We start from the raw sequence: 13,887 nt of genomic DNA on the forward strand, positions 1-13,887 counted from the left end.
ATCAATTCATTCTTTATCTTCTGCTTTCTCAAATGCGATATACCAAAATGCCATGTCCAAGATTTTCATCTCTGGATATTTTATACACCTTTGGACAAATAATCTCTTCTTGAAATCATCTAATTTCTCACGATTATCATTATAATACTGTGTTAAGTCAGCTAATGACCTTTTATTATAACTTCCGGCAGCTATCTTATAAGTTCTAAGAGTATCAACAAAAAATCTATCATAAGCTGGTACACAACCAAGAGTACCCATTAATATTTTTGTAATTAGGATATCTGATACCCCGTCAAAATCATCAATATTCTTTCTCTTATCTATGTATATTGTCTTTAATTTATCTGATAGTTTTATTATCAAATCCAAGTTGTCTTCTATTAAGAGGTCATTACAACTTATACCCCAAAGAGGCTTATACTCTGGATTATATATTTCCTTTACTGCATCTCTATGTACCAAATAATCTTTCCACAAAAGGAAGGATGACCCCCGATACATTCCCCATGATGCTAAGTAAAAAGCCAAATGCAGACACAAAAAGTCAACCTTGTCCTCTGTTAATTCTTTGCAATCCGCAAATGCTGTATAGCAATGCTCCCAACTTAAATACCTTGAGTTCTCAGTATTGAGGTTCTTTAAAAATTCGTTTCCTTTTTCTATAACAATATCAATTTCTATGGATGGCTTTGTGCGGCTGATTGTCCTTTGTGGCTCTTGCAGTATTTTATTGGGTTTAGTTACCATACTCAAATGTCCAGAAGCATCATCTTTGACAAATGCCACACTCTGTGACTTTAGATTCAAATTCTTCAATTTGTAACCTGCATTATGCCAAGCCAAAGGAAATGTATGAGATTCAGGATGATACCAGTAAGCTGCATGGTTATAGGCTGACGGTGTAAGTTTTTGGCCTAGAATACCCTCTATCTGCTCAAAAGTAAATTCTAAATAGTCCTTATTACTATTCTTTAAATAATTCTCTAAGTCTAAGTACTTATCGCCTTTCATCTACTTTCTCCCCTTATATGGAATTCAATGCTCTAATAGTAACATCACAATATTTTTTCCTTAAGTTTTCCACGTGTACCTGCTTATTGGTTGATGCATAGAAAATTACATATTTATGCTCTGCTACTTTATTACTATGAACTTTGATGCAGTCCTTCTCTAATTTGCCATTACTATCCGGCGCAGTTGCTGCAAAACACTCACAGATAACACTACCGTCCTCTGATTCTACATCGTGGCCGGCTTCTGTTCCAAAGCATACATTAAACCGTTTTGTTGGATGCTCTTTCAGTAAGTATTCTACTGCCTCCAAACATACAAGATAGGTAAAGGTTTGATTCACCTGCTCTATAAAATTGGTCTCGTGTTGAAATAGTGGGTCATACCCTGATTGTGTGAATTTAATCTTACGCAGAAACTCCATACCTGACCCATTAGTTAATAGGTCAGACATGTGCTTCTCTGTGATGCTTACTATTTTATCTCTATAGAGTTTAACCTGTTCTACGTTGCTAAATAAGACTTTTTTGCTAGTACCCATAATGTACCTCCATTATTACCATATTAAAGGTCAGATAATAACACTTGCCTATCCACAGTAAAAATATCCTTGATTTTTGCATGGGTATACCCATTTGAACTGTAATTTTCAACCAATTTAATCATATTAGATACACTCATAACAGCTCCATGTACTTCTGTTTCCTCTACAATAGATTTTAGCTGCGAATTTATGTTATTACCAAACCCACCAGCAATATATCCAAAGAATTTTAATGGATATTTCTGACCTGAACCATAAGTTTTTATGTAATTATGTACCATTCGATTCCTATGGTCATTGTTAATTGTATATTTACTATATGCCTTGTTGTCCAATATACCTATATACTTATCTGAATCTGAAAAGACTAAAACGTCAGGAGTCAACCCAATCGGTCCCACATGTTCCGCCTTAAAATCAAAGGCAGTCTTAAATAATTCAACTGTTGCAAGCTCAAATTCCGTAGCATCATCTCTACCTCGAAATGCCATTTCAAAATACTCTGACATAAACGAACCTATAGCACCACGTGGATATAGCTTAAGCAGTGTTTCCTCAACAACCTGATTGTCTATACCAGTCTGCTCTGTTATCTTATCGACTAAAGATGGTGTTATCTTACCTATTGGTGATTTTAGTGATTCAGTAATAAATGCTTGTTTAATTTTCTGTTCTGCAATTATCTTATGCGTAATTGTTTTTGTAGCTGTAAGATTTCGAAGGTCTTTTGTATGTTTAGGGTCAATACCAAATTTACGCTGAAAATACTCATGTTGCTCGGGTCTATCAATAAAAGGTGGAACTGTAACTAGTATTTCAGCAACCTCTTGTTTCTTATCATCCAATATTACCAGTTGTTTCTCATCATTTCGTTTGGCTAATTGAGTATATTCAATCCAATTAACTATTGTATTGGATATATCAGTCAGATATCTAAAAGGATGGTCTTTACTACCTTCTCCCTTCGAAGGTTTATATACCTCAAAGAAATCCACAGCTAAACAACTATCACCATAATTTCGGAATTGTAGTATTCTATCTACTACATTTAAGTAGCAATCTTCTTTTTCGTTTTCTGCTTCAGTAATAACAACCTTGGCAATTTCCTCTTCTGTAAGATAAAACCCCAAACGACTATCACTTAGAAGCCTTAAAAGAAACCGAAAAGGTCTAATTTTAAACCTTGAAGAGACCTGAACCCCTCTACTTTGGGAAAAAGAAGAGGGGAACTGATACTTCAAAACTTGATTCTTTAATATTTCTACAGGCGATTCACCTGCCATTATTGCTTCACCAGCTAATGTCAACTTAATTTGTTTCGTTGATTCCTGAGTAAAGATTAATCCAAGGCTTGCTACCCATGCTTTATAAGTTCTAGCTCCACCACCTGTTTGGTCTCTTCTTTCGCCTACTCTTTTTAATCCTGCTTGCTCTAATGCATCCTCCAAAGATAAATGAGCATTTCTTTGCCCTTGCCATTCTTGGTCTAGTGCCATATCAGCAAATGTAGTTAACACCTCAGGAATTGAATTTAATTTTCGTTTTGGTCTTGTTACCCACCAATAATTTAACACCCCACATCTCTCCTTACTTATTCATTTATATTACAAGGTATACTTTCATAAGGTATACCCGCAAAAGTTTTTAATACTGCTTCAAATATTACCTGCGCTCCCTTACTTGGTACAGCCATTCCAATTTGTCTGCGAACTGCTTCTTTGCTACCCACAAATTCATAGGTATCAGGGAATGTCTGCAATCTTGCTCTTTCTCTATTTGTCAATGCTCTTGGCTCTGAATAATGATAAATATGTGTTCCACCACCGCCACTACCAGTCACTGTATAGGCTGGCTTATCAGGGTCTAATCGTTTATAAATCTGACTTATCTTTGCACCTTTTACATTTAATTGTAATTCTTCTGGTAAATCTGCATTAAATGCATTTTGTCCCGGCTTTATATACATTAATCTTTGAACTACTTTTTCTGATTGTTTTGTGAGTTCATTATTTTTAGCATCTTTACTTATAGGTACTTTTTCCAAAGCGGTTCTTACAGAAACATCTATATCTTTATATAACTCAGGAGAAGGAACTTTATATTCATAAGGCAAGTCTTTCCTTATACCAATTATAATTACCCTGTGTCTTGCCTGAGGTACTCCATATTCCTCAAACTTATATAAGTGAGGATAAATTCTATAACCTGCTTTCTGCAAATCACCTAAGATTTTTTCAAATGCGTTACCCTCATTAGCTGACCTTATACCACCTACATTTTCAGCTAAAAACCACATAGGTTTATGTTTCTTTAATACCTTAACTCCATATGAATACAAAGGACCATATGTCCCATCCATACCCTTTTGCTCACCTACTTGGCTATAATCATTACAAGGGAAACCAAATGCCAAGGCATCTATTGAAGGTAATGTGGTTAAATCTAATTTTCTAACATCAGCACAAATTACTGAATCAGGATGTTCTGGGCAAATATTTTTTATATAAGTATTACATGTATCTTGGTCATAGTCTGTTGCCCATTCATGTACTATTTGAAAATCCTTATTTCCAATTTCGGCATTCATAGCACCATAAGCTAAACCACCCGGACCACAAAACAATTCACCCAATCTAAATTTCATCGTTCTTATTCTCCTTTAACTTTGTCTCCACTGAATAGTATAAAATTTCTTTCAAACTTTGCATTAACAGCTTCAGCCATTTTCTCCAAATCGGCAATAGTGAAGCTCTCTCTTTTCATCTTTGCGTTAAAATTTTGAGGAGATTGTCCTATTCTTCTGGCTAATTCCGCTGCACTAATATTATTCCTTACACATAATATCTTTATTTGCTCTGAGATTGTCACACTCTACCACCTCCATATAAAGCAATATATACCAGTATAAACGATTGAGTTGATACTGTCAATTCAACCATTTAGCTTATATTCTTTCTTGTTTCAAGATATAAAATTGCATCCCCGTAACTTAAACCAGCATCACTTTTTAATCTATGTAGATATTTTATTGAGTTATCAAGAAATCCCCTTATTTCTTCGGTTTCTTTAAACTCCAGCACACTCATAATATAATCCCAAGTCCTTCTTTCTGATAAGTCCATAATAGTTTCAACATATACCTTATCTCCACACCAATAATCTGACTGATAATTGTAATATATTTCACTATGCAGTTCTTCCGGGAATGATAATACAACTAATTTATGACCATAAATTGTGTGTAAATCATCAAATGTATCCAGTACTGATGATAAGGTCGTAAAGTGTAATCCACAATACATATTAGCATCATAAACGAAACTTTCCGGTTGATAATCTACCCAATCTGTATGAATAGAAAAATTCTCTTTATTCTGCTCATCGTAAGTAAGTTTATACATTTTTAAATTTCGAAAATGTGAACCATATACTGCCGTTTTTACTATTTTATCTTCAGGTTCTTCTAATTTCTCAAAAGGATGTTGTGCCTTGTACAATTCAATATTAATTTTAAATAAATCCCCATCTTTACCTTTTCCGATTACATACCCATCTCTATAGTCAATATACCCATATAATCGTTGGCGACCTAATAAGCAATGTAACTCAATAAAATCTGGGTCTGATTTATATACTTCTCTTATTTCATTTATGTCTGCATTTCTGTATTTTCTCATTTCATCATGAACTGTATCTTGTTCAATTGCTTCAATTCTTCTGTTTGTCACTCTTACTATATCTCCAACTGAAGGTATTCTATAAAAATAACGTTTAATTAATAACCCCATATTGCCCCCTTATTATAAATTTTTACATACATAAAATACCATTTCCTTTAATTATAGAAGAGTTTACACCATTTTACAATGCTCATTTGTTTTCGACTCTGCCATAATAAACTAAAAGGCACCCATAGGATGCCTAATAAAAAACTATATATTTATTTTACTATATTTCAAAAATAGATTTATTAAAATCCCCTTCCTCAGCTAATGCTCTGACTTTACTCCATAGGAATTCTGTAAAATCTTTCTTTCGTGATAATACAATTGCTAATTCTTGTACCGTCATAAGGACTATATTTACTGTTCTACCATTTGCAAAAGTTTGTAATGCTTCTTCAGAATACCCAGAGTAGCTTATGTATAAACCTCTTGTAAAGCCTGACTTAGATGATACTTTCTCATTAAATATCACTAAATTACCTTTATCAATTGGTTTATTTGTCCATTTTGCCTCCAATAAATATACTTCATTATGTAAGATGAAACTCCCATCTATCTGTTCACCTACAATTTTAAAGCTACCTCTTGGTTGAAGTACATTTACATCAAAAAAATCTTTTAGATATTTTTCAAAAGCAAAACCTCTTGACTGGGGGCTATCCTCACAAATAGAAAGGTTCTGTAACTCTTTTGAATACTTTTCATAATCTATCAAAGATGTAATCGGTTTAGTAACAATATTTGAAGAAACATTTGAAAGTGTACTAGAAGCAGTTCTACCGATTAATCTATTTCCGATATCTGCACATTGCTTGAATAATTCACCATTCTTATCATTAATCATGTTTTTGGATTGCATATATTTCATTAATTGTAATAATAGCTTACCAACAGCAACATTATCATATTCCTGCATTATAGCTTTGAGAATTCTGCCTTTTGAAGTGTCTGGATACTTCATATAAATATCAATAGATAATACATCATAAACAAATTCTTGAAAAGTTCTATTTGAAAAGTCTAAAACATACCCACCTTCCATTTCAAACAGTCTTACAAAGCAATCTTTTTCAACAAACGTTAGTTTAGCCATAAATTCTTTCACATCCTTTATTGAGTTATTTTCTTATAGGTAATTTATTTGTACAAAGCGGATAATTTGTACATCCGTAAAATTCCCCATATGGTCCCTTTCTTTTAGACATATACCCTCCACATACATTACATATAATCTGATTATTAATGATTTCTATATCATTCAGATTCATATCACAATTAGGGTAGTTCGTACAGCCGAGAAATAGTTTATGACTAGTTGAGTTTTCCCGGACTACAAGCTTACCTGTCTGACATCTTGGGCAATTTGGATTGTCATGTACTGTTTCCTCATCGGTCTTAAATTCATAATGTACTTTAAAACTCTTGATTAATTCACTTATAAACACTGATTGTGATTCATCGGGAGTTAACAAATAGGTTGCATTTTTTGTTCTTGTAATTGCAACATAAAATAATCTTCTTTCTTCTGCATAAGCATAATTGTCTTGGCTTGCAAGTATCATAGATAAAACTGGGTCATCAGAAATCTTGTTGGGAAAACCTAATAACTTGTTCTCAAGGTTAAGTATAATAACATTATCTGCTTCTAATCCCTTAGCTTTATGTGTTGTTAAATACCTTAATTTGAGCTTAGGATATTTTTCATATACAATTTTTTCTTCATCAACACTAAACTCCTCATGGTCCTTCAATACATCTTTATCAAACCTGTTCCTACCAAGTATAGTTATTTCTGCTTCTTCTCCGAAATTATCTACTATTTCAGATATAACTTTACAAAAAGCTGTTATTACATCCCTTTTGTACCCAATGATTCTAAGTGGGTTACTATAATGCTTATCTGATACCAAGTTTTTAGGTAATTGATTTTTATTCTGGATTATAAACTTCGCTGCAATATTTATAAGTTCTTGTGAGTTTCTATATGTTTTCTCAATTTTTAACAGTTCGTAGTACCCTAAATACTTGCCAAAGTCAGTAAACAAAGTAATGTCACTTCCAGCGAAACGATAGATGGACTGCCAATCATCACCCACACATAATAATTTAGCTTTTGCTCTGTCTTTAATTTCTTTGATAAGGTTAAATCTACTCAAGGATATATCCTGATACTCATCAATTATGATATATTTGTAATCCAAAGTACCTCTACCTTGCCTAATACTTTCACTTGCGAGATTAATCATATCATCAAAATCTATCTGCCCACTGGACTTAAGGCTTTGTTGGTACTCATCATATATAGGCTGCACAATGCTTAGGAAAAGCCTACTTCGTTCTATAAGGAATGCGTTGGACTGCATGTTAGCCTTAGTAAAAAGACTAGCAAAGGAAGTTTCATCATACCCATTTGATTTAAATAGTTTTATAAATGTAGACACTAGTTTGATGAATTCTTTGAAATACTTATTATCAGTCTTTTCAAATACTTGTTTATATATCATTGAATAATCAACCTCTTCAAACTTAACACCTTCGCTCTTTAATAACTTTTCAAGTTCTATAAGCAAAATACCCTCTTTATTAAAATAGGAGTAGGTTTCAAGTAGTTTGGTTTTATTTACTTTATGTTGCTCTCTTTTCCAACCAATACCATCAATATACTTTTTCTCTTCAATCTGGGTTAACCAAGGTGCGCGGTAATCCTTTGTAATACCAAAATGCTCAATATAAATATCATAATCAGGTAAGTAAAAATCCGGCTGATATGCTTTCTTATTTATATCTCCAGAATCATAAGGATATCTTCTTTCATACTCATAATTGATACCATTTAAGTATAAGAAATTTGCTATCATTACTTCTTCCAAGGATTTTACAGTCTCTCCGTGTAATGTATATTTTCTTACTTTTAAATCTGCCGCTACATACTCAACTTCTTTTTTTATATTGGTAACCTTACCTTTTAATGTTTCAAAATCAGCATTTTTATAGTGGTCATAACATTCGCCTAGACATTCAAATTGCTCCCAATCTTTCGGAATGTTCAAGTAATAGCTGAAAAAATTAATAATATTTTGTATTTGCTTCTTTTCATTAAAAGTACTTCTCCTAAAATATGCCTCTACTAATCGACTTAAATAACCATCCTCAGCAATAATATACTTTACAGGGTATGTATGCTTAATTATATCTAAACCTAGGCTATGAAAGGTTCTTACCTCTACCCCAATATGTAGCTTATTAGCTATTCTAGTTTTCATTTCTTCAGCAGCTTTGCGAGTGAATGAAATAAGCAAAATTTCACTTGGATTAATATTTTTGGTTTCTACCAAATACTTAACTTTACCTGATATAGTCAAAGTCTTTCCACTTCCGGCACCGGCCAATACAAGATTACTTTGCTCATCTACAACAACTGCTCTCCGTTGCTGGTCATCTAAAGACTTTCCATCAATATTATCAAAGAGAACCTTATGCTTTACCAATTCACTTTCAACAAATAGATTATTCCAGTCTTTAACCAGATTCGCAAGATTGGAATAAGTACTTAGAAATTCACTTATAAGAGGGTTTTTCAATTTAGAATATTTGCTCTTTGAAAACACCTTATATACTTCTTGGTATTTTAACTTTAAACTTTCCTCTTGAGGTCTGGTTATATAATCTTTCCTTAGTTGCAATATTTCAGATTCAAATATATCTAATTTTTCTAAATTCATTACAACATCTGGCTCTGTTTGTAGGCGTTTAAAATTTCTTTTACTAATATAAAAAACAGTAGAACCAATTACTACTGTCGTTACTGCCATAAATTCAATCCACATAGCTTTCCACCTTTATTACTTATTTATTTGACAATGATTTGCAGATTTCCCCATAAATAATTATAGGCGAATTGATAAAATATGGCAATGCCTATTATAAGATAATATAAAAGACACCCGGCTAAAGGTGCCTCTACTTTATTATTGTAAAACTGTCTTATTTAGGTTTTCCATATAGGAATAAACCTCAGGTACTTGTGCTTTTAGCTTATTACTATACAAAAGGTAATCTTTAAAGGTTGTTGCAAAAAACTCAGTAGCCTGACTTGTCGCATACCCTGCGTTTGCACCACTGCCGGATTCTTTATAAGTGGATTTAAACTTTTCAAAAAGTGCTTGAAAGTCTGAGTTGTTTGATAGATATGTACCGTTTGAATAAGTATAATCAATAAAATGCCCAAATTCGTGAACGGCATTTTGTTGGCTTGCCTGCCTTATGTCTACCCTAATACTAATAACTTGTATTTATAGTTGCAGAGAGCTGTGTAATAATCTGCATTACTACTACCAATTACCAATTTTTCATCTGTTAAGATAAAAGTCCAACCGTCACTCACAAAGCGAACCATTGCCTTTTTAGGAATACTGGTAAGCCATGGTTTTGCTTGTTTGACATAGGTATCTGATAGGGATGTATCATAGATTATGCCATCAGATAGCTGTTTGTAAGTAATAGTACCCCTTTTATCAGCAAGAATATTTTCACTTTCATAGCCTGAAATTGCTGCGGTATTTAGGCTTGTAGTAGTTGCTGCGCTTGGATTACATAAAGCATCGTAGAAATTATACACATTAGTTGGCAACTTGGATTTACTTATAAATGCACTAAAATACTGAGCAAATAACACATGTGCTGAGATACTTGTTGTGGGATTACCTGCCACATAATCATTGTATATAGCTTTAAATATAGGCTCAATCGAGATATACCCATAATAATTGGTATCTAAATAATACCCAACTGCTGTATACAGTACATTTTTAACATCTTTGATTGATGCTGTTGTGATAACAAAGGTCTGGCAGGACTTGTTATCCGCGCTTGGTACAATAACACCTACAATCTTACTTTTACTATCCTTAATTATTGTAGCATAAGTAAAATCTGTATCAATGTCTGCAAGACTTTTTACTATATAAATAGTACTCGCTGATTTGAAAGCATTATAGAGGTCTGTTGGTACTGCCGCTGTATATTTACTGATTGTCTGTGCTTTGCTTTTTGATACCCCTTTATAATAGGTGTTGCAATCATATTGCTTATAGCCCTCGGCAGCACTTACTGCCACGGTCTGTGTTACTAGTAGGACTGTTAATGCTAAAAGTATTGTACTTAATAATTTTATTGTTCTCTTCATTGGTTTTACCTTTTCTTTCTGTAATCCTAATCTAATGCTGAATTATCTTTAATAGTAAATATGTTTCTGTAGGCTGCGTTCGCAATCCTCGCCAATTGCCTTACATCCTCATTAGTAAGGTTATTTATATCAAAGGCTTCATAATCTGCACCAAATATTGCAGAATACATTGGATTAGCCACTGAAATAAAATATTCCAAGATTGCTCGGTCAAGATTTTGTGTACCTATACTGCCGAATATCTTAGGAACCTTTACTATTTCATCATACTGAGATGATTCAGTATTTAGATTCAATCTTTCTACTACCCTTCTTCCTCTTAATATTGTTGGGAAAGGTACTAATAAGCAGTCGGTACACTCCGGGTTATAAACCAACCAGAAAGGTGTAACCTCTTGCGTTAGTAACTTTTGCTTTCTACCAAAAAAATTGAATTGGTTATATTCAATTTCACGGTCAAAATGGGTTCTGATTTCAAGTTCCAACTTAAAGATTGGATTTCTTTTTAATAGAAAGTCCTCTTCTGTCAAATAAGCATCGCAATCAATTCCATAATCCTCTGGTCTTAGGTCAATATAAAATCTTTTAAACTGCTCCTTGGCTGCCTGATAAGCTCTATTGTTGTTTACCTCATATAACGAGGATTCAAAATGCTTTCCTGTGTATCCTTGCGCCACACTTTCTAAACCTGCTTGTATCATGGTGAATACCCTTCTTTCTCTTATTCCAAAATAAAGGGGACATCAAATTTACAAGTTTCCTTGTAATCTCAACGTCCCTTAACTCTTTTTGATGGCAAATTCATTTTTTAACATCAACTGTGCCACTTGTGTAATTATCAATTGTAATAGTGCCATCAACATTTTTCTTGTTGGCATTTATACATTATGATAGTGCCATCAAATTACCCTTTCATTTCAAGTCTTTTACCCTCAAATTCTATTTTTACACCTAAAATTACATCCTACTCTCAAGATTTTCGCTTTGTACTGGTCTGTAAGGTTCAGATTCAGGTTTTTGACCACCTTTAGGGGCAATAGTTAGGGAAAATTAGGGTAAGGGTAATTTTTGCGAATCTGGTCGTTTTACGGCTTCGGTAAAAATTATCTTCCATTTGAGTTTCCTTACCATTGCTACGAATATGCCATCATACTCTGAAATGTTGCTATTATAGTGATGCTAAATTAGGTATTAGTGATGTTGATTTAACAACAATGATGGCAATATTGGATGTAGTGATGCTGATTTTGTAATGCTGCCATCAAATTTCCTTGCTATGAAGCCATTTCTATTGTGAATTGAAAAATCTTCGCCAGTGCTGTAAAACAGCAAGGATTATTTATTACAAAGGAAATTATTTCATCCAAATGTTCAAACTCTTGTATTAGCGCTCTCATTTTTAAATGAGCTTTCTTATCATTCTGAATACAGTGATTTAGTAATATCCAAAGGTTTTTACCCACCTCTAAATCAATATATTCACACATATCCATAAAATTCTTTATGTAGTATTGAATATCTGCAGTTGCTTCTACCGCACCAAATTCATCTTCTGCTTTGTTATCTGTTATTAAATCTGTATGGATACCCTCATACCCCATTATTGTTTCAGTACTATCAAGGAGAGCCACTTCGCATTTCTTAGCACGTTCCAAGGCAGAAACTCGTTCACACATTTCAGCATATGCAGATAACTCAACCGTACCAATGTCCTTTTTACCCTCTACTATCTTTATGTAAGCCTCGCTCAACCACTCTTGCTCAATCTGTTTTGTGGGATTGAGATTTAACTGTGCCACCTTAGGCATTACTGCATATACATCTTTATTTACACTAAATGTTACCATTGCTATAACACCCTTTCTTATGAAAAATACCCTTCTCTTAATGCTCTACTCTATACTAATCGTCGTTATCAGGATTGTGTTTACGTTTGGGCTTAGGTTTTTTTGAACTATCACCACTGCCTGATGCTAATATTACTAATCCAATTACTACTATTATAATGATAACTCCATCCATGCTGTTACCTTCTTTCTATTGTTGAACTACTATAACCATATCTCTAGTTGCCAGCTCCCACTCAAAGCCATCGTCATCCCAGCCGATTAATGTTACTGTACACTCATATCTACCCGGCTCTAAATCAGCAGATAACTTATCTTTATCAACGCCAAATAACCATTCTATCAATTTGCTTTTATAAACAACTTCACCTGTTTCATTTACTGTGATTATTGCTTGGGCTGATTCAGTTATGTTAGTACTAATATTTAATTCACCCTCTGCTGTACCATCTGTAAATACTACTACTTTACTACATGTAAGCTTATGTTCCAGTTCCTGCTTCTTTAATTCTTTACCTATATTAACTACTGCTGTAACCACAAGAACTAATATTAGTAATAAAGCAATACCACCAAATAACACTCTCCTCTTCATTGTTTCATATTCAGCAATAATTAAACGTTCATCAAATGGACTAATAAGTCCCAATTTTGCACATTCTCTCAATCTTGCACATTCTCTCAATTTATATTCTTTCATTTTGATTACCCTCCTCATTACTGCTGTATTGTTATCTGCATATCTTTTGTTTCAAGAGTTACTACACTACCACTACTATTTAAACCTTGAAATGCAACCTTGCAATCATATGTACCCGGTTCCAAGTCAATACCCAGCTTATCACTATCTACAAAACCACCCTTTGGTAACATTGCGCTTTTATATATGATAATTTTGGTATCCTCTCTATAAATAACTGCTTGGACTGTTTTATGTGTTCTGTTGCTTATACCCAAATTACCTGCGGTTGTACCCTCTGCATATACTACGGTATCATTACAGTTAAGATAAAGTTCATTTGCATTCACTGAATTATAAATACCAAAAATGTAAATAACAATCATGATAAGGATACCTACTGGTCCTATATTAGTGTTATTTGATGTTACCATTACAATCTCCCCCTCATTACTTCCCCACTTCACATTCCAAGCTCGCGAGCCATACCATCTATAATTCTTTTGATTACCTCGGTTTTTGTGATACCCCATAACTCTGCATATCTTCCTAATTTTACTTTCTGCGCCGGGGTCACATACCACCCGGTAGGTGTTGTTTCCTCTTCAATCCTATATATTATCCTCGCGACCTGTTTCTCTTTTGGTAATCTTAGATTATCTATCTTCTTTCCTATCATTAACTCTTGGCTCATATTGTACTTTGCTACATAAGTCTGTAACACTGCCAACTGTTTACTATCTAATCTTGCATGTACCTGCGCTTTTTTATCTAACATTTTTCTCAACCCCCTCTTGTTGATGATAAAATAACGCTGATTTTTTCATCTGTCAAGAAGATTGTAAAGAAATTTTAGTGCTTCAAAGCCTTGATTTTAAAGGGTTTCTTGAATC

General features: G+C 33.5%; 15 protein-coding genes. All 15 read right to left on the reverse strand.

Annotation, left to right across the window (positions count from 1 at the left end):
* Window positions 1-6: 6 nt before the first annotated feature.
* The 15 genes from BUB77_RS02405 to BUB77_RS02470 all read right to left on the reverse strand — a co-directional run bounded on the left by BUB77_RS02405 (window position 7) and on the right by BUB77_RS02470 (window position 13,772).
* A complete protein-coding gene (locus tag BUB77_RS02405; RefSeq protein ID WP_084123870.1) occupies window positions 7-1,014 on the reverse strand; it encodes a DUF7662 domain-containing protein in 1,008 nt (335 codons plus the stop codon).
* A 13-nt stretch (window positions 1,015-1,027) separates the two neighbouring features.
* Window positions 1,028-1,555 (reverse strand): hypothetical protein, encoded by a 528-nt coding sequence (locus BUB77_RS02410; RefSeq protein WP_073272545.1) that lies wholly within the window; start codon window positions 1,553-1,555, stop codon window positions 1,028-1,030.
* 23 nt (window positions 1,556-1,578) lie between these two features.
* Window positions 1,579-3,132 carry a PDDEXK family nuclease gene (locus tag BUB77_RS02415; RefSeq protein WP_073272546.1) on the reverse strand — a complete coding sequence of 518 codons (1,554 nt, stop codon included), beginning with the start codon at window positions 3,130-3,132 and terminating at the stop codon, window positions 1,579-1,581.
* 17 nt (window positions 3,133-3,149) lie between these two features.
* Window positions 3,150-4,202, reverse strand: a complete 1,053-nt coding sequence (locus tag BUB77_RS02420) for a DNA cytosine methyltransferase (RefSeq protein WP_073272547.1) — start codon at window positions 4,200-4,202, stop codon at window positions 3,150-3,152.
* 5 nt (window positions 4,203-4,207) lie between these two features.
* Window positions 4,208-4,426: a helix-turn-helix domain-containing protein gene (locus BUB77_RS02425; RefSeq protein ID WP_073272549.1), complete on the reverse strand. Its 219-nt coding sequence runs from the start codon at window positions 4,424-4,426 to the stop codon at window positions 4,208-4,210.
* Between the two features lie 71 nt (window positions 4,427-4,497).
* Window positions 4,498-5,346 (reverse strand): hypothetical protein, encoded by an 849-nt coding sequence (locus BUB77_RS02430; RefSeq protein ID WP_073272551.1) that lies wholly within the window; start codon window positions 5,344-5,346, stop codon window positions 4,498-4,500.
* A gap of 160 nt (window positions 5,347-5,506) precedes the next feature.
* Window positions 5,507-6,376, reverse strand: a complete 870-nt coding sequence (locus tag BUB77_RS02435) for a restriction endonuclease (RefSeq protein ID WP_073272553.1) — start codon at window positions 6,374-6,376, stop codon at window positions 5,507-5,509.
* A 25-nt stretch (window positions 6,377-6,401) separates the two neighbouring features.
* Window positions 6,402-9,110 (reverse strand): UvrD-helicase domain-containing protein, encoded by a 2,709-nt coding sequence (locus BUB77_RS02440; RefSeq protein ID WP_073272555.1) that lies wholly within the window; start codon window positions 9,108-9,110, stop codon window positions 6,402-6,404.
* Window positions 9,111-9,251: 141 nt separating this feature from the next.
* The gene (locus BUB77_RS30950; protein ID WP_139241098.1) at window positions 9,252-9,575 is read right to left on the reverse strand and encodes an anthrax toxin lethal factor-related metalloendopeptidase; all 324 of its coding nucleotides are present in this window, start codon (window positions 9,573-9,575) and stop codon (window positions 9,252-9,254) included.
* Window positions 9,551-10,468 (reverse strand): hypothetical protein, encoded by a 918-nt coding sequence (locus tag BUB77_RS02445; RefSeq protein ID WP_073272557.1) that lies wholly within the window; start codon window positions 10,466-10,468, stop codon window positions 9,551-9,553. Before BUB77_RS02445 ends, BUB77_RS30950 begins: the two co-directional genes overlap by 25 nt.
* A 26-nt stretch (window positions 10,469-10,494) precedes the next feature.
* On the reverse strand, window positions 10,495-11,169 hold the full coding sequence (locus BUB77_RS02450; RefSeq protein WP_073272558.1) for a hypothetical protein: 675 nt from the start codon (window positions 11,167-11,169) through the stop codon (window positions 10,495-10,497).
* Window positions 11,170-11,742: 573 nt separating this feature from the next.
* The gene (locus tag BUB77_RS02455) at window positions 11,743-12,315 is read right to left on the reverse strand and encodes a hypothetical protein (RefSeq protein ID WP_073272560.1); all 573 of its coding nucleotides are present in this window, start codon (window positions 12,313-12,315) and stop codon (window positions 11,743-11,745) included.
* Window positions 12,316-12,505: 190 nt separating this feature from the next.
* A complete protein-coding gene (locus BUB77_RS02460; RefSeq protein WP_073272562.1) occupies window positions 12,506-13,015 on the reverse strand; it encodes a hypothetical protein in 510 nt (169 codons plus the stop codon).
* A gap of 17 nt (window positions 13,016-13,032) precedes the next feature.
* Window positions 13,033-13,428, reverse strand: coding sequence for a hypothetical protein (locus tag BUB77_RS02465; RefSeq protein ID WP_073272564.1), 396 nt, complete (start codon window positions 13,426-13,428; stop codon window positions 13,033-13,035).
* 29 nt (window positions 13,429-13,457) lie between these two features.
* A complete protein-coding gene (locus tag BUB77_RS02470) occupies window positions 13,458-13,772 on the reverse strand; it encodes a hypothetical protein (RefSeq protein ID WP_073272566.1) in 315 nt (104 codons plus the stop codon).
* Window positions 13,773-13,887 lie beyond the last annotated feature (115 nt).

This window comes from Anaerocolumna jejuensis DSM 15929, from assembly GCF_900142215.1.
Lineage (GTDB): Bacteria > Bacillota > Clostridia > Lachnospirales > Lachnospiraceae > Anaerocolumna > Anaerocolumna jejuensis.

Bases quoted from the DNA above. Each gene is read 5' to 3' on its own strand.
- BUB77_RS02460 (WP_073272562.1), bottom strand. From the start codon at position 13,015: ATGAAAGAATATAAATTGAGAGAATGTGCAAGATTGAGAGAATGTGCA.
- BUB77_RS02445 (WP_073272557.1), bottom strand. From the start codon at position 10,468: ATGAAGAGAACAATAAAATTATTAAGTACAATACTTTTAGCATTAACA.
- BUB77_RS02470 (WP_073272566.1), bottom strand. From the start codon at position 13,772: ATGTTAGATAAAAAAGCGCAGGTACATGCAAGATTAGATAGTAAACAG.
- BUB77_RS02455 (WP_073272560.1), bottom strand. From the start codon at position 12,315: ATGGTAACATTTAGTGTAAATAAAGATGTATATGCAGTAATGCCTAAG.
- BUB77_RS02420 (WP_073272547.1), bottom strand. From the start codon at position 4,202: ATGAAATTTAGATTGGGTGAATTGTTTTGTGGTCCGGGTGGTTTAGCT.
- BUB77_RS02450 (WP_073272558.1), bottom strand. From the start codon at position 11,169: ATGATACAAGCAGGTTTAGAAAGTGTGGCGCAAGGATACACAGGAAAG.
- BUB77_RS02410 (WP_073272545.1), bottom strand. From the start codon at position 1,555: ATGGGTACTAGCAAAAAAGTCTTATTTAGCAACGTAGAACAGGTTAAA.
- BUB77_RS02430 (WP_073272551.1), bottom strand. From the start codon at position 5,346: ATGGGGTTATTAATTAAACGTTATTTTTATAGAATACCTTCAGTTGGA.
- BUB77_RS02435 (WP_073272553.1), bottom strand. From the start codon at position 6,376: ATGGCTAAACTAACGTTTGTTGAAAAAGATTGCTTTGTAAGACTGTTT.
- BUB77_RS02465 (WP_073272564.1), bottom strand. From the start codon at position 13,428: ATGGTAACATCAAATAACACTAATATAGGACCAGTAGGTATCCTTATC.
- BUB77_RS02405 (WP_084123870.1), bottom strand. From the start codon at position 1,014: ATGAAAGGCGATAAGTACTTAGACTTAGAGAATTATTTAAAGAATAGT.
- BUB77_RS02440 (WP_073272555.1), bottom strand. From the start codon at position 9,110: ATGTGGATTGAATTTATGGCAGTAACGACAGTAGTAATTGGTTCTACT.